This window comes from Pseudomonas sp. LAM2023 (genome assembly GCF_016620375.1).
GTDB classification, from domain to species: Bacteria; Pseudomonadota; Gammaproteobacteria; order Pseudomonadales; family Pseudomonadaceae; genus Aquipseudomonas; species Aquipseudomonas anuradhapurensis.
This window is the reverse complement of sequence record NZ_JAENHV010000009.1, coordinates 93,510-113,814: the sequence shown is the minus strand read 5'-3', so window position 1 is coordinate 113,814 and position 20,305 is coordinate 93,510. Positions and strand designations below refer to the sequence as shown.

The window sequence follows — 20,305 nt, the reverse complement described above, 5'->3', positions numbered from 1 at the left end:
GGCCTCAGAAAACGGGGCCTTCGCCGTTTTATGGGCAAGCCCAAGCTAAATACTATTTTCGCCGTTTCCACGGCATCCCTAGTCTGGCCCCAGGTAACGGCGGTCCTCCAAACCGACCTGACAAAAACCGCCTGAACAAGGGCTCGGACATGACACTGAACAATCTCGAAATCGACACCCTCGTGGTCGGCGCCGGCCAGGCCGGCGTGGCCATGAGCGAACACCTGAGCAAGCTTGGCGTGCCGCACCTGGTGCTGGAGCGCAAGCGAATCGCCGAGGCCTGGCGCAGCGGCCGCTGGGACTCGCTGGTGGCCAACGGCCCGGCCTGGCACGACCGCTTCCCGGGGCTGGAATTCGACCTCGACGCCGATGCCTTCGCCGGCAAGGAGCAGGTGGCCGACTACTTCGAGCAGTACGTACGCAAGTACAACCTGCCGGTACGCACCGGCATCGAAGTGACCAAGGTAGTGCGCAACAGCGACCGCCCCGGCTTCACCATCGCAACCAATGAAGGCGTGATCCGCGCCAACCGCGTCGTCGCTGCCACCGGCCCGTTCCAGAAACCGGTGATCCCGGCCATCGCGCCGCAAGACAGCAACCTGCACCAGATCCACTCGGCGGCCTATTACAACCCCGCTCAACTGCCAGCAGGGGCTGTGCTGGTCGTGGGCGCCGGCTCCTCGGGTGTCCAGATCGCCGAGGAGCTGATGCGTGCCGGGCGCCGGGTGTACCTGTCGGTCGGTGCCCACGACCGCCCGCCACGCGCCTACCGCAACCGTGACTTCTGCTGGTGGCTGGGTGTGCTGGGTGAGTGGGATGCGGAAGTCGCCAAGCCCGGCCGCGAGCATGTGACCATTGCCGTCAGCGGTGCCCGTGGCGGCCATACCGTGGACTTCCGCGCCCTCGCCCACCAGGGCATGACCTTGGTCGGCCTGACCCAGTCGTTCGAAAACGGTGTGGCACGCTTCCAGGACAACTTGGTCGAGAACATCAACCGCGGCGACGAAAATTACCTGGCCCTGCTGGATGCCGCCGATGCCTACATCCAGCGCAACGGCCTTGACCTGCCGGAAGAGCCCGAAGCCCGCCAACGCCTGGCCGACCCGGAATGCATGCGCAACCCGCTGCTGCAACTGGACCTGGCCGAGGCCGGTGTCACCAGCATCATCTGGGCAACCGGTTACAGCGTGGATTTCAGCTGGCTGCAGGTCGACACCTTCGACGCCAACGGCAAGCCCCAACACCAGCGCGGTGTGGCTCGCGAGCCGGGCATCTACTTCCTTGGCCTGCCGTGGCTGTCGCGGCGTGGCTCATCGTTCATCTGGGGCGTTTGGCACGACGCCAAGCACGTCGCCGGCCACATCGCCACGCAACGCACCTATAGCGCCTACCGCGACCGCCAGCAACGCGCCGCGGATGAGCAGCAACACCCACCGCTCAGCAACGTCAGCACTTTCGGAGCCCACTGATGCCTACCCATACCCGCATTCGCATGTTCAACACCAAGGCCACCTACCCCAACCAGACCCTGGACAACGACCTGTGCCAGGCGGTGCGCGCCGGTAATACCATCTATGTGCGCGGGCAGGTGGGCACCGACTTCGATGGCAACCTGGTTGGCCTGGGGGACCCACGGGCGCAGGCCGAGCAGGCGATGAAAAACGTCAAGCAACTGCTTGAAGAGGCCGGCTCGGAGCTGTCGCACATCGTCAAGACCACCACCTACATCACCGACCCGCGCTTTCGCGAGCCGGTGTACAAGGAAGTGGGTAAATGGCTGAAAGGCGTGTTCCCGATTTCCACCGGGCTGGTGGTCGCCGGGTTGGCCCAGGCCGAGTGGCTGATGGAGATCGATGTGATCGCCGTGGTGCCCGACCCCGCCTGAGCGGTTTGACGCGGTCGCTTGTAGGAGCGGCCTTGCGTCGCGATGGGCTGCGCAGCAGCCCTGGCAAATGTGCATATTCGCTGAAATCCGGGGGCTGCTGCGCAGCCCATCGCGACGCAAGGCCGCTCCTACACGGATTGCACTTGCCCTGATCAGGCGATCGCGGCGTCCACCAACACCTGCGCTTCCTGCACCAGGCGCTGCAGGTGCGCCTCGTCGATGAAGCTTTCGGCGTAGATCTTGTAGATGTCCTCGGTGCCCGACGGCCGCGCGGCGAACCAGCCATTGGCGGTCATCACCTTCAGCCCGCCAATCGCCTGGCCATTGCCCGGCGCGTGGCTGAGGATCTGCACGATCGGCTCTCCGGCCAGTTCGGTCGACTTCACCTGCTCTGGTGCCAGCTTGCTCAGCAGCGCCTTCTGCCGGGCATCGGCCTTGGCTTCGACCCGCGTAGCAAACGGCTTGCCCAGCGCCGCAGTGAGGTCGGCGTAGGCCTGGCTCGGGTTGCGCCCGGTGCGGGCGGTCATCTCGGCAGCCAGCAAGGCCGGGATCAGGCCGTCCTTGTCGGTGGCCCAGACCGAGCCATCGCGGCGCAGGAACGAAGCCCCTGCACTCTCCTCGCCACCAAAGCCGAGCGTCCCGTCGAACAGCCCTTGGGCGAAGAACTTGAAGCCCACCGGCACCTCGTACAACTCGCGGCCCAGGCGCTGGGTAACGCGGTCGATCAGGCCGCTGGACACCACGGTCTTGCCCACTGCCGCGTCACTGCGCCATTGCGGGCGGTGGCGGTACAGGTAGTCGATGGCCACGGCCAGGTAGTTGTTGGGCTGCAGCAGGCCATCCGGGGTGACGATGCCGTGGCGGTCATGGTCCGGGTCGCAGGCGAACGCCACGTCGAAGCGCTCGCGCAGGCCGATCAGGCCTTGCATGGCGTACGGCGACGACGGGTCCATGCGGATCTGGCCGTCCCAGTCGACGGTCATGAAGCGGAAGGTCGGGTCGACCTCGGTATTCACCACTTCCAGGTCCAGCTGGTAGCGCTCGGCAATCGCCGACCAGTAGCGCACCCCGGCCCCGCCCAGCGGGTCGACACCCAGGCGCAGCTTGGCGCCACGGATGACCTCGAAGTCGATGACATTTTCCAGGTCGGCCACGTAGTTGCTGACGTAGTCGTGACGCTGGGTAGTGGCGGCCTGCAGCGCCTGGGCATGCGCCATGCGCTTGACCCCCGCCAGGTTCGCCGCCAGCAGTTCGTTGGCCTTGGCTTCGATCCACTTGGTCACATCGCTGTCGGCCGGGCCGCCATTGGGTGGGTTGTACTTGAAGCCACCGCTCTGTGGCGGGTTGTGCGACGGGGTGATGACGATGCCATCGGCCAGGCCCTGCACGCGGCCACGGTTATGGCAGAGGATGGCGTGGGACACGGCCGGGGTCGGCGTGTACTCGTCGTCCTTGGACAGCATCACCTGCACGCCGTTGGCCGCCAGCACTTCCAGGGCGCTGGCGGTAGCCGGTGCCGACAGGGCGTGGGTATCGGCGCCGATGAACAGCGGGCCGTCGATGCCCTTCTCCTGGCGATACAGGCAGATGGCCTGGGTGATGGCCAGGACGTGGTATTCGTTGAAGCTCAACTCAAGTGAAGTGCCCCGGTGCCCCGAGGTGCCGAAGGCCACCCGCTGGGCCGCCACGGCAGCATCGGGGCGGCCGGTGTAGTAGGCGGTGAGCAGTCGTGGAATATCGACCAGCACGCTGGCCGGAGCCGGCTTGCCTGCCAAAGGACTGAGCGTCATGCAAAAACCTCGAGTTCAACGGATGGTGGGGATGTTGGGATTGGAGCATGCAGTGTACTGAGAGTTGCAATGCCGTGCGATGGGCGACATCAAAGAAACACCCGACCACGCCGCCCGACGATTGCGCCCACCCTGTGCGAGCGGGCATGCTCGCGCACAATGGACCGGGGCGTGCCGCTCGTCTCTGTCATGACCATCCAGAGTAGTAGCCACACCCTTTGCCAGCGAGGCCACATGGCTTTCCACCGCCTGACCCACACCCACCCGCGCCTGACTGTCGCCACCCTGGCCGGCCTGCTCGGCGCCTGGCTGATTCCTGCAGACGACACCGTTCAGCGCATCCTTGCCGGCTGGAACCTGGGTGTATGGCTTTACCTGCTGCTGGTGTTCTACCTGACCTGGAATGCCAACCCGGACAAGGTGCGCAAGGTTGCCCGGGTCGAAGATGAAAACGCCGGCCTGGTCTTGCTCACCGTGTGCATCGCCGCGATAGCCAGCCTCGCTGCAGTCACCTTGCAACTGGTCTCCAGTCGCGGCCTGCAAGGCACCGCACAGGCGCTGCACTACCTTTATACCGGCCTGACCGTGGCCGGCTCGTGGTTGCTGATCGGCTGCATCTTCAGCCTGCATTACGCTCGGCTGTTCTACACCGCGCAACAACATGAGCCGCCGCTGCGTTTCGCCGACGGCGAGCGCAACCCGGATTACTGGGACTTCCACTACTTCTCGTTCACCATCAGCATCGCGGTGCAAACCTCGGACGTCGGCGTCGCCGGGCGCGGCTTACGCAGGGTGGTGCTGGCCCATTCAGTGGTCGGGTTCGTGTTCAATACCGCCATCCTCGGCTTCACCATCAACATCGCCGCAGGGCTGCTGGGCTGAGCGCACCATTCGTCTGAAAAAGCGCCGACCGAACCACGTGACGAATGACGGCAAACAGCGGGGTAAGTGCGGCCATCCGGCGAGGAAAACGTTTGCAAGAAGGCGCCTCGCTGGCTGGCGTGGCGCACAAAGATGTGACCGCCATCATGCATTAGTACTTTTGTCGCATTCGCCAGCGAGAATAGCGCGTGACAGGTGCTATGGTTACCTTCCCGGCGGCCACAGCGAGGTGGCCACCCGCTCACCACGTCCGGGTACGGACAAGGAGGCTGGCATGAACAAAATGACGTTCCCCAACGCCTGCCAGGTGATGCGCTGGCATTTCCACCCACTGGGCTTCGAAGCCAGCATGGATGCGCCACGCAGCATGGTCGCGCGGCTGTTCGACCGCGCCACCGGCGAAACCATGCTGGCGATTGCCGGGATCCCCTGTGCGGCGATCATGGCCGCGGCGGACGTAGAACGTATCATCGAAGCCGTCGAAGCGGAAATGGACGCCTTCATCCCCGCCATCCCCCTGCGCGATGCGGTCTAACCAACTGCCGTAGTGCTCTCGCGCATGGCCTGCAACTTGCCCATGAACTGCTCGGCCGGCACCGGCTGGCCCAGCAGGTAACCTTGCAGCGAATCACAACCCAGGCGGGTCAGGAAGGCCTGCTGCTTGTCGGTTTCCACCCCTTCGGCAACGATCCGCAGGCCCAGTGCCTGGCCCAACGCCACGATTGCCGAAACGATCGCCGCATCGTCGCTGTCCTGCTCCAGGTCGCGGACGAACCCGCGGTCGATCTTCAGCTCGTTGGCCGGCAGGCGCTTGAGATACATCAGGCTGGAATAACCGGTACCAAAGTCATCGATGGACAGGTCCACGCCCATGTCGGACAGGCGCTGCAGCACCGTCAGACTGGCATCGGCGTCGTGCATGGCGGTGGTTTCGGTAATTTCCAGGGTCAGGCAGTTGGCTGGCAGGCCGGTCTGCTGCAACGCCCGGGCCACGCTCTCGACCAACCCGGCATGGCAGAACTGGATGGCTGACAGGTTCACGGCCATGCGCCAGTACTGATACCCCTGGTCCAGCCACTGACGCATCTGCCGGCAGGCCTCGATCAACACCCACTCACCGATAGGGATGATCAGGCCGGTCTTTTCCGCCAGCCCAATGAAGCGATCGGGCAGCAGCAGGCCCTGCTGCGGATGTTCCCAACGCAACAAGGCCTCGGCGCCGATCGGCTGGCAAGCCTGGGCGTCGAACTTGGGCTGGTAGTGCAGGCGGAACTGGCGCAGCTCCAGCGCCTGGCGCAAGTCCTGCAGCAGTTGCAGTTGCTGGCGGGCGTTGCTGTTCATCGACACGTCGAAGAAGCTGTAGCCGTTCTTGCCGGCGCTCTTGACGTGGTACATGGCGGCGTCGGCATTGCGCAGCAACTCGTGCTGGTCCTGGCCGTTACCCGGGTACAGGACGATGCCCAGGCTCGCCGACAGCTGCAGGTCATGCTCGGCCACGCGGAACGGCCGCGATACCAGGTTGACCTGCTTCACCGCCACGTCCACGGCATCGTTCGGCTCCTGCAATTCCACCAACAACACGAATTCGTCACCGCCAATGCGCGCCAGCGTGTCCTGGCTGTGCAGATGACCGCGCAGGCGGGCCGCAACGGCCTTGAGCAGCAGATCGCCGATGTGGTGGCCGAAGGCATCGTTGACCGGCTTGAAACCGTCCAGGTCGATGAACATCAAGGCAAAGCAACCGCCCTGCTCCGCGACCTTGGCGATGGCCTGTTCGATGCGGTCGGCCAGCAGGGTACGGTTGGGCAGGTCGGTGAGGGTGTCGTGCAGGGCCAGCTGGGTGAGTTCCTGGTTGGCCAGGGTCAGCGAACGGGCCAGCTCGGCGGTGCGCGCTTCGAGGCGGGCATCCAGCACCGAGGTGAGCAAGGCCACGGCCAGCACCGCCAGGGTGGTGATCAGCACCAGGTAGACCAGGCCATCGCCCTGCAAGCCGCCACCCGCCAGCGCGCCGCAAAAGCTGCCTTCGGGGAAATTCGCCGCGGCCATGCCGGTGTAGTGCATACCGACGATGGCAATCCCCATCACTACCGCCGCCACACCACGGATCTGCCGGACGTAGGGCGTGTGCGTACGCAGGCGGAAGGCAATCCACAAGGCCGCTGCCGAGGCGCCCACGGCGATCAGCAACGAGGCGCCGAACAGGCTCGGGTCATAGTCGATGCCTGGCAGCATGCGCAGCGCCGCCATGCCGGTGTAGTGCATGCAGGCAATGCCGGCCCCCATCACCAGCGCACCGAAGCCCAGCTGCAGCACCGGCAGGCTCGGCTGGCTGACCAGCCACAGGGCAAAACCCGAAGACATTACCGCAATCAGCAGCGAAAACGCCGTCAGGCCCAGGTCATAGCCCAGCTCGACAGGCAGGCTGAAGGCGAGCATGCCGATGAAATGCATCGACCACACACCGATGCCCATGGCCAGTGCGCCACCCCCCATCCACAGCAACGCCGCCCGGCCCTTTGCCGTGGCGATGCGACCGGTCAGGTCAAGGGCGGTATAGGACGCCAGAATCGCCACGCACAGCGAAATCAACACCAGCGAAGAGGAGTAGCTACCGGTCAGCATTGGAAGGTACCAGCGACGGGCCAGGCCCGGAAAAAGCTGACGATTGTACTCAAGCTTAGGCGAAACGCACGGGGTTTTTGCGCCCGGCGAACGCCAGCAGATCAGTCCTGCCTGGCGAACGCCTGCCCGGCGTCCCAGCCCCCGCCCAACGCGGCAATCAGTTGCACGCTGGCCACCAGACGCCCTTGCAGCAGGTTCAACACACTGCGCTCGTTGCTCAATGCCGTGGTCTGCACATTCACTACATCCAGGTAGCCGATCAGCCCAGCGCGGTACTGGTTCTCGGTCAGGCGCAGCGACTCGCGAGCAGCATCCAGCGCTTCCTGGCGCACCACCGCTTCATCGCCATACACCTTCAACTGCACCAGCAGGTTCTCCACTTCCTTGAAACCATCGAGCACGGTCTGGCGGTATTGCGCCACGGTCTGGTCATACACCGCCACGGTGCGGTCCACCTCGGCGCTGCGCTTGCCGGCGTCGAACAGGGTCAGCGCCAACTGCGGGCCCACCGACCAGTAGCGGTTGGGCAGCTCGATCCAATTGTTGAAGCTGCTGCTGGAATAGCCACCACTCATGCTCAGGCTGAGGTCGGGGAAATATGCCGCGCGCGCCACACCGATGTTGGCGTTGGCAGCCATCACATTGCGTTCGGCGGCGGCGATGTCCGGGCGCCGCTCGAGCAACTGCGAAGGCAGGGACACCGGTATCTGCGGCAGCGCCGGTATGCTCTTGCTGTCGGCCAGGGCAAACTCGGCCGGCGTCTTGCCCAGCAACACGGCGATGGCGTTCTCGAATTGCGCGCGCTGCCAGGCCAGGTCGATCAGGTCGGCCTGGGTGGTTTTCAGCTGGGTACGCGCCTGGGCCACCGCATCCGGGCCGGCAACGCCCGCGCGGTACTGGTTCTGGTTCATCCGCAGCGAACGTTCATAGGCGGCCACGGTGGCTTCCAGCAGGCGCTTCTGCTCATCGATCACCCGCAGTTGCAGGTAGTTCTGCACCAGTTCCGACTGTTGGCTGAGGCGGATCGAGGCCAGGTCGGCCAGGCTGGCTTCGGCACTGGCCTGGTTGGCATCGAGGGTCTCGCGCAGCTTTCCCCACAGGTCGATTTCCCAGCTGACGCCGAGCTGGGCGTTATAGGTGTTGCGAATGCCGCTGCTGTTGTTGGACAGGCTCGAACTGGAGCTGCCGGTGCCTTGGGCCGAGCGGTTCTTGCCGACACTCAGGTCGAGGCTGGGGAACAGTGCCGCGCGGCTGCTGCGCACCAGCGCCTGGGCCTGGCGATACTGGGCCTCGGATTGCGCCACCGTCTGGTTGCTGCGGTTCAGTTCCTCGACCAGCGCATTGAGCCCGGCATCGCCGTAGATCTCCCACCAGGCCCCGCGGGCGATGGCATCGGACGGCGTGGCCTGGGTCCAGCCTTCGGCGTGCTTGAACTGCGCCGTGCCGCTCATCTCGGGGCGGTGGTAATCCGGGCTCAGGGTGCAGGCACTGAGCAAGGCCACGCACAACCCGGCACCGAGCAGGCGTGAGCCACGCGCGCGCGCCAGCACTTGCAGGGTTCGGTGAAGCGGGGTCTGGGCAAAAGTCATAGCGGGGTATCCAGGGCGGCGTCGCTGCGCACGCCGCGCCAACGATTGAAACGGTGACGCAGGCGGTCCAGGTACAAGTACACCACCGGCGTCGTGTAAAGGGTGAGGACCTGGCTGAACACCAGCCCTCCGATAATGGTCAGGCCCAGCGGCTGGCGCATTTCCGCGCCTTCGGCGCGGCTCAGCAGCAGCGGCAAGGCACCGAGGATGGCCGCCAGGGTGGTCATCAGGATCGGCCGCAGGCGCAGCAGGCAGGCACGGCGGATCGACGCCTCCGGGGACAGGCCCTGGTGACGTTCCAGTTGCAAGGCCAGGTCGATCATCAGGATCGCGTTTTTCTTCACCACGCCGATCAACAGGAACAACCCGAGCAGCGAGATCAGGCTGAATTCGCCGCCAGTGAGGTACAGCGCCAGCAAGGCGCCAACGCCAGCCGAGGGCAACGTGGACAGAATGGTCAACGGGTGGATGTAGCTTTCATAGAGGATGCCCAGCACCAGGTACACCAGCACCAGCGCGCCCAGGATCATCAGCGGCTGGCCTTGCTGGGTCGTGGCAAAGGCGTCGGCACTGCCACCGAGCCTGGCAATCACTTCCTCCGGCAGGCCCAGCTTGGCCACTGCGCGCTCCAGCGCCGCCATGGCCTGGTCGGGGCTGTAGCCTTCGGCGATGTCGAAGGCGATGCTTTCGGCCGCGAATTGCCCTTCATGGCTGACCCGGTCGTTGGCCAGGCTGTTCTGGTAATGGGCGATGGTCGACAGGGGCACGCGGGCGCCGTCGGCGGTGATTACCTGCACCTGCTCCAGCGTGCTCGGGTCCCAGGCGTATTTCGGGTTGATCTCCAGCACCACCTGGTACTGGTTGAGGCTGTCGTAGATGGTAGAGATCTGCCGTTGGCTGTAGGCGTTGTTCAGCACCGTGGTGACCATGTCCATGTCGATCCCCAGGCGCTTGGCCTGGTCACGGTCGACCACCAGGGTCACCTGCTGGGTCCCGGCTCCGTCGCGGGCATCGATGGCGGTCAGCTGCGGCAGCGCACGCAGTGCCGCGACCACTTTCGGGAACCATTCGCGCAACGCCGCCAGGTCGCCACTCTGCAAGGTGTACAGGTACTGCGACGAGGTCTGGTCACGGCCGCCGCCGCCCAGTTGCAGGTCCTGGTCGGCCATCAGGAACAGGCGCCCGCCTGGCACCTTGGGCATCTCTTTGCGCAGACGTTCGATCACCTTCTGCGCATCGAGCTTGCGCTCGTGGATCGGTTTCAGGCGCACCAGCACGAAGGCGTTGTTCGTGCCACTGTTGCCACCTATGAAACCGGCAACGCTCTGCACTGCCGGGTCGGCCAGCAAGGCGCGGCGGTAGGTTTCCATTTTCGGCTGCATCACGCCGAACGACAGGCCGTCATCGCCGCGGATGAAGCCTATCAGCTGGCCGGTGTCCTGCTGCGGCATCAGCGTCTTGGGCACGACCACGTACAGGGCGATGTTGAGGCCGATGGTGGCCAGCAGGCTGATCAGGGTCAGGCGCTTGTGGCGCAAGGCCCAGCCAAGGCTGCGGTCATAGGCATCGACCATGCGCTGGTGCAGCTTGTCGCTCCAGCGCTGCAGGCGGCTCTGCTCGGCCCGGTGTGGCTGCAGCCAGCGGGCGCAGAGCATCGGCGTGAGGGTCAGCGATACCACCAGCGACACGATGATCGCCGCCGCCAGGGTGATGGAGAATTCCTGGAACAGGTTGCGCACGATGCCGCCCATGAACAGGATCGACACGAATACCGCCACCAGCGAGACGTTCATCGACAGCAGCGTAAAGCCCACTTCCCGGGCCCCGAGGTAGGCTGCCTTCATCGGCGGCTGGCCGTCCTCGATATGCCGGGAGATGTTTTCCAGCACCACGATGGCATCGTCCACCACCAGCCCGGTGGCCAGGATCAGCGCCATCAGCGACAGGTTATTGAGCGAGAAGCCACACAGGTACATGACCGCGAAGGTCCCCACCAGCGACACCGGCACGGCCAGGCTGGGGATCAGCGAGGCGCGCAGGCTGCCGAGGAACAGGTAGACCACCAGGATCACCAGCACCACGGCAATCAGCAAGGTGTGCTCGGCCTCCTTCAGGGTAGCCTTGATCACCGGCGAGCGGTCCATCGCCACGTTGAGTTGCACGCTGGCCGGCAGCAGCGACTGCAGGGCTGGCAGTTGCGCCTTGATCTGGTCCACGGTTTCGATGATGTTGGCGCCGCTCTGGCGGTTGACCACCAGCAGTACCGCACTCTGGTCATTGAAGAATCCGCTGTTGTAGCGGTTCTCGACGCCATCGGTGATGGTCGCCACATCGGCCAGGCGCAGGATGGTGCCGTTCTGCTGGCGGATCACCACCGGCTCGTAGTCCCTGGCGCTTTCCAGCTGGTCGTTGGCCCGCACCTGCCAGTTACGCTCGGCATCCTCGACAAAGCCCATGGGCCGGCGCTGGTTGGCGTTGGATACCGCCGTGCGTACCTCGTCCAGCGACACGCCGTACTGGTTGAGCAGTTGCGGTTCCACAGCAATCCGCACCGCCGGCAGCGAACTGCCGCCGATCTGCACCTCCCCTACCCCCGGCACCTGTGCCAGGCTTTGCGCCAGGATGGTATCCGCCAGGTCGTACAACTGGCCTTTCTGCAGCACCTGCGAGGTCAGCGACAACACCATGATCGGCGCTTGCGACGGGTTGATCTTCTTGTAGGTGGGCATGCTGCGCATGCCGCTGGGCAACAGGTTGCGGGTGGCGTTGATCGCGGCCTGCACCTCGCGCGCTGCACCGTCGATGTCGCGGCCCATCTCGAAGCCGATGATCACCCGCGTGGAGCCCTGGTTGGAGCTGCTGGTCAGGGTGGTCACACCGGCGATGCTGCCCAGCTTGCGCTCCAGCGGCGTGGCCACGGTGGAGGCCATCACCTCGGGGCTGGCGCCAGGCAGGTTGGCCGATACCACGATCACCGGGAAATCCATCTGCGGCAACGGTGCCACCGGCAGCAGGCCGAAGCTGACCCCGCCCAGCAGCATGATCGCCAGGCTCAGCAGCATGGTTGCCACCGGGCGACGGATGAACGGGCCGGACAGGTTCATGCCTGGGCCTGCGTGGCATCGGTGGCCGGGCGCCAGCGACGGGCCAGGCGGTCGAAGTACAGGTAGATGACCGGGGTGGTGAACAGCGTCAGCACCTGGCTGACCAGCAACCCGCCGACCATCACCAGGCCCAGCGGCTGGCGCAGCTCGGCACCGGAACCGGTGGCGAACATCAGCGGCACGGCGCCGAACAGCGCAGCCAGGGTGGTCATCAGGATTGGCCGGAAGCGCAACAGTGCCGCCTGGTAGATCGCATCGCGTGGGCTCATGCCCTGCTGGCGCTCGGCCTCAAGGGCAAAGTCGATCATCATGATCGCGTTCTTCTTGACGATGCCGATCAGCAGGATGATGCCGATGATGGCGATCATGCCCAGGTCATTGCCGCTGATGAGCAACGCCAGCAAGGCCCCGACCGCTGCCGACGGCAGCGTGGAGAGGATGGTCACCGGGTGGATGTAGCTTTCGTACAGCACGCCCAGCACGATGTACATGGTCACCACCGCCGCCAGGATCAGCAGCAAGGTGCTCGACAGCGACGCCTGGAAGGCCTCGGCGGCACCCTGGAAGCGGGTCTGCACGCCCAGCGGCATGCCGATGTCTTGTTGTACCTGCTCGATCACCTGCACCGCTTCGCCCAGCGACGCCCCGTGAGCCAGGTTGAACGACAGGGTCACTGCCGGGAACTGGCCGATATGGGAAATGGCCAACTGGGCCTGGCGCTGCTCGATCCGAGCCAGCGCCGACAGGCGCACCTGGCCGCCATCGGCGGCCTTGACGTGGACCGACTCCAGCGCCTGCGGGCCGATGACCGCGGCGTCTTTCGACTGCAGCACCACACGGTACTGGCTGGCCTGGGTGTAGATGGTGGAAATCTGCCGCTGGCCGAACGCGTCGTACAAGGCGTTGGTGATCTGCGACACGCTGATTCCCAGGCGGCTTGCCATGTCGCGGTCAATGACCAGGTAGACCTGCAAGCCCTTGTCCTGCAGGTCACTGGCCACATCGGCCAGTTCCGGGCGTTGCTGCAGCGCCTGCACCAGCTTGCCGCTCCACTGCGCCAGCAGGTCGGCATCCGGTGACGACAGGCTGAACTGGTACTGGGTACGGCTGACCCGATCCTCGATGCTCAGGTCCTGCACCGGCTGCATGAACAGGCGGATCCCCACCAGGCGATCGAGTTGCGGCTGCAGGCGGCTGATCACTTCGCTGGCGCTGACATCGCGCTCGCCATGCGGCTTGAGGTTGATCAGCAGGCGGCCACTGTTGAGCGTGGCGTTGTCGCCATCGACGCCGATGTAGGACGACAGGCTCTGCACCGCCGGGTCCTGCAGGATCACCTTGCTCAAGGCCTGCTGGCGCTCGCTCATGGCGGCGAACGAGGTGGCCTGCGGCGCCTCGGAAATGCCCTGGATCACCCCGGTGTCCTGCACCGGGAAGAAACCCTTGGGCACCACCATGTACAGGAACACGGTGAGCGCCAGGCTGGCCACGGCCACCAGCAAGGTCAGCGGCTGGTGCCTCAGTACCCACTGCAAGGCACTGCCGTAGTGCCTGATCAACCAGTCGATCCAGGCACCACTGGCGCGGTAGAAACGGCCCTGCTCTGCGGGCTCGGGCTCACGCTTGAGCAGGCGCGCGCACATCATCGGCGTGAGGGTCAGCGACACCACCAGGGAAATCAGGATGGCCACCGCCAGGGTGATGGCGAACTCGCGGAACAGGCGGCCGACCACATCGGCCATGAACAGCAGCGGAATCAGTACCGCAATCAGCGAGAAGGTCAGCGAAACCAGGGTGAAGCCGATCTGCCGGGCGCCCTTGAGCGCCGCCTGCATCGGTGTCTCGCCCTCCTCGATGTGCCGGGAGATGTTCTCCAGCATGACGATGGCGTCGTCGACCACGAAGCCGGTGGCGATGGTCAGCGCCATCAGCGTCAGGTTGTTGACCGAGAAGCCGGCCAGGTACATCACGCCGAAGGTTCCGATCAGCGACAGCGGCACGGCAATCGACGGGATGATGGTGGCGCTGAAACGGCGCAGGAAGACAAAGGTGACCATCACCACCAGGGCGATGGCCAGCAGCAACTCGTGCTGCACGTCCTTGACCGCGGCACGGATGGTCTGGGTGCGGTCGGTCAACACCGAGACGTCGAGGCCGGCCGGCAGGTTGTCGGTGATCGATGGCAACAGGTCTTTGATCCGGTCGACCACTTCGATGACGTTGGCGCCCGGCTGGCGCTGGATGTTCAGCAGCACCGCATGGTTGTCATTGGCCCAGGCGGCCAGGCGCTCGTTCTCCGCGCCATCGACGATTTCGGCCACGTCCTTCAGGCGCAGCGGCGCCCCGTTGTTGTAGGCCAGGATCAGGTTCGCGTATTCCTCGGGCGAGCGCAGCTGGTCGTTGGCATCGAGCATCGAAACCCGGGTCGGCCCGTCGAAGTTGCCCTTGGGCTGGTTGACGTTGGAGGCGCCGACCAGGGTGCGCACGTCATCCAGGTTCAGGCCGTTGGCAGCCAGGGCATCGACATTGACCTTGATCCGCACCGCCTGGCGCTGACCACCGGCGATGCTGACCATGCCCACGCCACTGATCTGCGCGAGCTTCTGCGCCACGCGGGTGTCGACCAGGTCGTTGAGCTTGGGCAACGGCATGGTCTTGCTGGAAATGGCCAGGGTCAGCACCGGCGTGTCGGCCGGGTTGACCTTGTTGTACACCGGTGGCGCCGGCAGGTCGCTGGGCAACAGGTTGCTGGCGGCATTGATCGCGGCCTGCACCTGCTGTTCGGCAACGTCCATGTTCATGTCGAGGTTGAAGCGCAGGGTCAGCACTGAGGCGCCGCCGGAGCTGGTCGAGGCCATCTGTTCCAGGCCCGGCATCTGCCCGAACTGGCGCTCCAGCGGTGCAGTGACGGCGCTGGTCATGACCTGCGGGCTGGCGCCGGGGTACAGGGTCATGACCCGGATGGTCGGGTAATCCACCTGCGGCAAGGCGGAAACCGGCAGCAGCTTGTAGGCGATCAGGCCGGCCAGGACGATGGCCAGCATGCTCAGCGTGGTGGCGACCGGGCGCAGGATGAACAGGCGCGAGAGGTTCATGCGCCGGCCTTGCCTGCTGCCTGACCGGGCTGGGCTTCAACGGCCTGCGCCGAGCCCTTGGCCTCCTGCCCCTGCAGCTGCTGGCCGGGGCTGGTCGGCACTTGCGAGCTGTCTTCGACCACTTCCACCTTGGTGCCTTCGCGCAGCCGGTCGGTGCCTTCCAGCACCAGGCGCTCACCGGCCTTGAGGCCTTCGAGGATGACGCTGTGCTCGCCGTCGCTGGCCCCCACCTTGAGCTTGCGCACGTTCACCGTGCTCTGCTCGTTGACCACGTAGGCGAAGGTGCCATCGTTGCCGAACTGGATGGCTGCCGCCGGGGCCAAGGTCACCTGCCTGAGGGTGTCGGCGAGCAGGCGCACGTTGACGAACTGGTTGGGGAACAGGGCCAGGTCCTTGTTCTCGAAGCGGCCCTTGAACTTGAGGGTGCCAGTGGTGGTGTCGATCTGGTTGTCGATGCTGCCCAGCACGCCGGTGGACTGCAGTTTGCTGTCGCTGCGGTCCCAGGCCTCGACCGGCAGGCTGGCGCCGCTGCGGTAGCGCTCCAGCACCGTGCTCAGCTCGGTTTCCGGCAGGGTGAAGGCGACGCTGATCGGTTCGGTCTGGGTGATCACCACCAGCGCGGTGGTGTCGTTGGCCGCCACCAGGTTGCCCAGGTCGAGCTGGCGCAGGCCCACGCGGCCGTTGATCGGCGCACGGATCTGGGTGAACTCGAGGTTCAGGCGGGCGTCGTTGACCTGCGCCTGGTTGGTCTTGACCAGCCCCTGGAACTGCGCCACCTGCGCTTCGGCAGTGTCGAGGGTCTGCTTGGCGATACTGTCCTCGGCGTACAGGCCTTTATAGCGGGCCAGATCAACCTGGGCGTTCTTCAGCTGCGCCTGGTTCTGCGCCAGGGTGCCTTCGGCCTGTTGCAGGGCGATGCGGTAGGGGCGCGGGTCGATCTCGGCGAGCAGGTCGCCGGCCTTGACCTGCTGGCCTTCCTTGAAGTGGATCTTCACCAGCTCGCCGGCCACGCGGCTGCGCACGTTCACCGTATTGGTCGCGGTAACCGTGCCCAGGGCCTTGTAGTACAGCGGGAAATCGCCCACCCGCACCGGCTCGACACGCACCGGTACCGGGTCGCTGGAGCCGCCGAAGCCCGGGCGGCCGCCCATCATGCCCATGCCCGCGCCCTTGCCGGCGCGCCCGCCACTGCTGTCCTTGTGCGCAGGCGTCGCTGCCGGCCACAGCCACCAGGCCAGGGCAGCCACCAGCAGCAGGATCAGCAGGCCGACGAGCCAGCGACGGGGGGAACGGGAATTGGGCGCTTGCATGGGTTGAACGAACCTTGTTCGGAATGACGACTTGGGGAGGATGAACGATAAGCACTGGCATCGTTTTAGCAAAGCGCCTTTACCAGAGGTTTACCTTTGCCTGACGTTGCCAAGGGGTTGAACTTTAAATGAAAACGGCCCGGAACGCGTTCCGGGCCGTTTACAGGGTGTTACTTGGAGCGGTGGCGGGCTGAAAGGTTTCGGTTGCCTATGCCGGCCCCTTCGCGGGTAAACCCGCTCCCACAGGGATATCACAGCTTTTGAAACCTGTGCCGTACCTGTGGGAGCGGGTTTACCCGCGAAGAGGCCGGTACAGGACTCAGCCGACCTACCCCAACAACCCTTACTTCAGCACAGCCAGAGCTGCGTCGTAGTTCGGCTCATCAGCGATTTCGCCAACCAGCTCGCTGTGCAGCACCTTGTCGTTCTCGTCCAGCACCACCACGGCGCGGGCAGCCAGGCCGGCCAGCGGGCCGTCGGCGATGGCAACGCCGTAGTTGTCGAGGAACTCGCGGCCACGCAGGGTCGACAGGTTCTTCACGTTGTCCAGGCCCTCGGCGCCGCAGAAGCGGGCCTGGGCGAACGGCAGGTCGGCGGAAATGCACAGCACCACGGTGTTGTCCAGTTTGTTGGCCTGGGCGTTGAACTTGCGCACGGAAGTGGCGCAGGTCGGGGTATCGACGCTAGGGAAAATGTTCAGCACCTTGCGCTTGCCGGCGTAGTCCTGCAGCGACTTGTCGGCCAGGCCTTCACCGACCAGGGAGAAGGCCGGAGCCTGGGCGCCGGCCTGTGGCAGGTTGCCGTTGACCTGAACCGGGTTGCCTTTGAGAGTCACTTGAGCCATGACGAATTCCTTATGCGGGGGTTTGAAAAGGACACTGAGTTAAGCATGAAGGCGGTCGGGTGCCTATGGGGCAGGTGAAATTGTTCTATTGCCTGACAAAACTTGTGGACAAAAAAATGCCCGGGTAGCGACAAACGCCCCGGGCATGCTTCATCGACTGCAGTGCATCAGCTCACCAGGCCGTACACCACCGAGGTCAGCGCAACCAGGCCGACCACCACGACGAACAGGTTGGACGCCGCACCGCTGTACTTGCGCATCGACGGTACCCGGCGGATGGCATACATCGGCATCAGGAACAGCAGCACCGCGATGATCGGGCCGCCCAGCGACTCGATCATGCCGAGGATGCTCGGGTTGAGGGTGGCCACGATCCAGCACACCACCAGCATCAGCGCGGCTACCACACGGTCCAGGGCCTTGGCCCCCGGGCGTGCGCCAGTCTTGCTGATGATGCCCTTGAGGCCTTCGCTGGCACCGATGTAGTGGCCGAGGAAGGACTTGGCGATGGCCACGAAGGCAATCAGCGGCGCGGCGAAGGCGATGGTCGGGTTGCTGAAGTGGTTGGCCAGGTATGACAGGATCGACAGGTTCTGTGCCTTGGCCTCGGCCAGCTGGGCGCTGTTCAGGGTGAGCACGCAGCTGAACACGAAGAACAGCACCATCAGCACCATCAACAGGTGTGCGCGCCGCAGGATCTGGCCGCTGCGCTCATCGGCGTGCTCACCGTAGCGGCGTTTCTGGTCAACGGCAAAGGCCGAGATGATCGGCGAGTGGTTGAACGAGAACACCATCACCGGAATCGCCAGCCACACGGTATGCAGGAACGCCGATGCCGGCGGTACTTGGTGGGCGCCATCGAGGATGCCGCCGGTCCAGTGCGGGACCAGGTACAGGCCCAGCAGCCCCAGGGCGACGATGAACGGGTAGACCAGCAGGCTCATGACCTTCACCGTGGCCTGCTCGCCGCAGCGCACGATGGCCAGCAGGCCGAGGATCAGCACGAACGACAGGATGGCCCGCGGCGGCGGCTCCAGGTGCAGCTGGTGCTCCATGAAGCTGGCCACGGTGTTGGTCAGCGCCACGCTATAGATAAGCAGGATCGGGAAGATCGCGAAGAAGTACAGCACGGTGATCGCGCCACCGGCGGAGGCGCCGAAGTGCTCCTTGACCACCTCGGTGATGTCGCCACCCGCGCGCCCCGAGAGGACGAAGCGGGTCAGCCCGCGGTGGGCAAAATAAGTCATCGGGAAGGCCAGCGCGGCCAGGATCAGCAGCGGCCAGAAGCCGCCGAGGCCCGCGTTGATCGGCAGGAACAGGGTTCCGGCGCCGATGGCTGTGCCGAACAGGCCCAGCATCCAGGTGGTGTCGTGACGCGACCAGCTGCCGAGGGTGGCGGGGGTCGATTCTGCAAAGCGTTGTTCAACGCTCGGGGCCTGCTCATTCATTCCGGGTGAAGCTCCACTCGCAAGACTGCAACAGGCTGAGAATGGCGGACTAGACGTTCCGCCCAACTCAACCGGGAAAGAGGGGCGCGATTGTGCACGGAAAGGTTGCACTTGCGAAGCCCTATCCGAGGGACGGTTGCACTTGTCTTTACAAGCGGGTTGTGCCTACAGGCTGGAGGGGATTGTGCAGGAGCGGCCTTGCGTCGCGATGGGCCGCGACGCGGCCCCGGCAATATTTGCGGCGAAGCTGCAAAATGTGGGGCGCTGTGCGCCCCTATCGCGACACGAGGCCGCTCCTACAAGGGCGCGTCGTCCTGGGAGAAGGGTTACTTCTGGACCGCAGCGAAGGCTTCGGCAACCCGTTGCAGGTTGGCCGGGCGCAGGCCGGACATGCACACGCGGCCGCTGTCGATCAGGTACACCCCGAACTCGTCACGCAGGCGGCGTACCTGCTCGACGCTGAAGCCGGTGTAGCTGAACATGCCGCGCTGACGCAGGAAGAACTGGAAGTCCTGGCCTGGCAGCAGCACTGCCAGGGCATCGACCAGCGCCTGGCGCATGTCGAGGATGCGCTTGCGCATCACTTCGACTTCCGCCGCCCACTGGGCATTCAGGCCGGCATCGCCGAGCACGCCAGCGACCAGCTGGGCACCGAAGTTGGGCGGGCTGGAGTAGTTGCGGCGCACGGTGGCCTTGAGCTGGCCGAGCACGCTCTGGGCGGTGGCCTCGTCGTCGCAGACCACCGACAGGCCACCGACGCGCTCGCCATAAAGCGAGAAAATTTTCGAGAACGAGTTGCTGACCAGGCACGGTACGCCGGCGCGGGCCATTTCGCGGATGGCATAGGCATCCTCCACCAGGCCTTCGGCGAAGCCCTGGTAGGCGATGTCGAGGAACGGGATCAGCTGGCGCGCCTTGACCACTTCGACCACTTGCTGCCACTGCTGCTGGTCCAGGTCAGCCCCGGTCGGGTTGTGGCAGCACGGGTGCAGCAGCACCACGCTGTTGGCCGGCAGGGTTTGCAAGGTGGCCAGCATGCCGTCGAAGTCCACGCCACGGCTGGCCTGGTCGAAGTACGGGTAGGTGTGCACCTTGAAACCGGCGCCTTCGAAAATGGCGCGGTGGTTGTCCCAGGTCGGGTTGCTGACCCAGACTTCGGATTGCGGGAAGTAACGCTTGAGGAAGTCGGCACCGACTTTCAGCGCACCGGAACCGCCCACGGTCTGCACGGTGGCCACCCGGCCAGCGGTCACGGCCGGGTGATCGGCCCCGAACAGCAGCGCCTGGATGGCCTGGCGGTAGCTGGCCAGACCTTCCATCGGCAGGTACAGCGAAGCCTCATGGTCCTGGCCGGCGATGCGTTTTTCCACCGCATCCACAGCCGCCAGTTGCGGCACCACGCCGGCCTCATCGTAGTACAGGCCGATACTCAGGTTGACCTTGTCGGCGCGCGGGTCGGCCTTGAAGGTTTCCATCAGCGAGAGGATCGGGTCGCCGGCATAGGCATCGACATGTTTGAACACAGCGTGCAGCTCCTTGGATCAGGACAGTACGAAAAGTCAGCCCTGAGCATACCCGGAGTGCACGGTCAGGAACATCAACTATTGTGCAAGGTTGTCCATGCAACGATGCATGGCTCGGGGCAGTGGCGAATTCTTCGCGGGCAAGCCCGACCCAATGGTACTGCGAGGACGGTGATATCCCTGTGGGAGCGGGCGTGCCCGCGAAGAGGCCGG

Annotated in this window: 13 protein-coding genes; 4 read left to right on the top strand and 9 right to left on the bottom strand. The window is 65.0% G+C overall.

All coding sequences use genetic code 11. The features are described from left to right. The first annotated feature begins 149 nt into the window (after positions 1–149). Positions 150–1,469, top strand: a complete 1,320-nt coding sequence (locus JKP78_RS00630; protein ID WP_200625839.1) for a flavin-containing monooxygenase — start codon at positions 150–152, stop codon at positions 1,467–1,469. After that, complete coding sequence (locus JKP78_RS00625) at positions 1,469–1,885, top strand: RidA family protein (protein ID WP_170030230.1); 417 nt, start codon at positions 1,469–1,471, stop codon at positions 1,883–1,885. The genes JKP78_RS00630 and JKP78_RS00625 overlap by 1 nt, the downstream gene beginning before the upstream one ends. A gap of 152 nt (positions 1,886–2,037) precedes the next feature. Here the strand turns inward: JKP78_RS00625 and pgm are convergent, their stop codons facing one another. Continuing rightward, entirely contained in the window at positions 2,038–3,675 is a 1,638-nt protein-coding gene (pgm, locus tag JKP78_RS00620; RefSeq protein ID WP_186685648.1) for a phosphoglucomutase (alpha-D-glucose-1,6-bisphosphate-dependent), read from the bottom strand. A gap of 234 nt (positions 3,676–3,909) precedes the next feature. Between pgm and JKP78_RS00615 the strand changes: the two genes are divergently transcribed. Continuing rightward, positions 3,910–4,557 carry a DUF1345 domain-containing protein gene (locus tag JKP78_RS00615; protein WP_186685647.1) on the top strand — a complete coding sequence of 216 codons (648 nt, stop codon included), beginning with the start codon at positions 3,910–3,912 and terminating at the stop codon, positions 4,555–4,557. A 274-nt stretch (positions 4,558–4,831) separates the two neighbouring features. Beyond that, positions 4,832–5,092, top strand: a complete 261-nt coding sequence (locus tag JKP78_RS00610; protein ID WP_200625838.1) for a DUF1652 domain-containing protein — start codon at positions 4,832–4,834, stop codon at positions 5,090–5,092. Here JKP78_RS00610 and JKP78_RS00605 read toward each other — a convergent pair. From JKP78_RS00605 to JKP78_RS00570, 8 genes are all read right to left on the bottom strand, one after another. Beyond that, on the bottom strand, positions 5,089–7,179 hold the full coding sequence (locus JKP78_RS00605) for a putative bifunctional diguanylate cyclase/phosphodiesterase (protein WP_186685646.1): 2,091 nt from the start codon (positions 7,177–7,179) through the stop codon (positions 5,089–5,091). The genes JKP78_RS00610 and JKP78_RS00605 overlap by 4 nt on opposite strands. A 101-nt stretch (positions 7,180–7,280) precedes the next feature. Further along, positions 7,281–8,768 carry an efflux transporter outer membrane subunit gene (locus JKP78_RS00600; protein WP_186685645.1) on the bottom strand — a complete coding sequence of 496 codons (1,488 nt, stop codon included), beginning with the start codon at positions 8,766–8,768 and terminating at the stop codon, positions 7,281–7,283. Next, the gene (locus tag JKP78_RS00595; RefSeq protein ID WP_200625836.1) at positions 8,765–11,872 is read right to left on the bottom strand and encodes an efflux RND transporter permease subunit; all 3,108 of its coding nucleotides are present in this window, start codon (positions 11,870–11,872) and stop codon (positions 8,765–8,767) included. Before JKP78_RS00595 ends, JKP78_RS00600 begins: the two co-directional genes overlap by 4 nt. After that, on the bottom strand, positions 11,869–14,967 hold the full coding sequence (locus JKP78_RS00590; protein WP_200625835.1) for an MdtB/MuxB family multidrug efflux RND transporter permease subunit: 3,099 nt from the start codon (positions 14,965–14,967) through the stop codon (positions 11,869–11,871). Before JKP78_RS00590 ends, JKP78_RS00595 begins: the two co-directional genes overlap by 4 nt. Continuing rightward, the gene (locus JKP78_RS00585; protein WP_200625834.1) at positions 14,964–16,277 is read right to left on the bottom strand and encodes an MdtA/MuxA family multidrug efflux RND transporter periplasmic adaptor subunit; all 1,314 of its coding nucleotides are present in this window, start codon (positions 16,275–16,277) and stop codon (positions 14,964–14,966) included. Before JKP78_RS00585 ends, JKP78_RS00590 begins: the two co-directional genes overlap by 4 nt. A gap of 343 nt (positions 16,278–16,620) precedes the next feature. After that, entirely contained in the window at positions 16,621–17,121 is a 501-nt protein-coding gene (tpx, locus tag JKP78_RS00580; RefSeq protein ID WP_170030239.1) for a thiol peroxidase, read from the bottom strand. A 167-nt stretch (positions 17,122–17,288) separates the two neighbouring features. Next, entirely contained in the window at positions 17,289–18,569 is a 1,281-nt protein-coding gene (locus JKP78_RS00575; protein WP_170030240.1) for a serine/threonine transporter, read from the bottom strand. A gap of 326 nt (positions 18,570–18,895) precedes the next feature. Next, positions 18,896–20,092: an amino acid aminotransferase gene (locus tag JKP78_RS00570; RefSeq protein ID WP_186685639.1), complete on the bottom strand. Its 1,197-nt coding sequence runs from the start codon at positions 20,090–20,092 to the stop codon at positions 18,896–18,898. Positions 20,093–20,305: the final 213 nt, after the last annotated feature.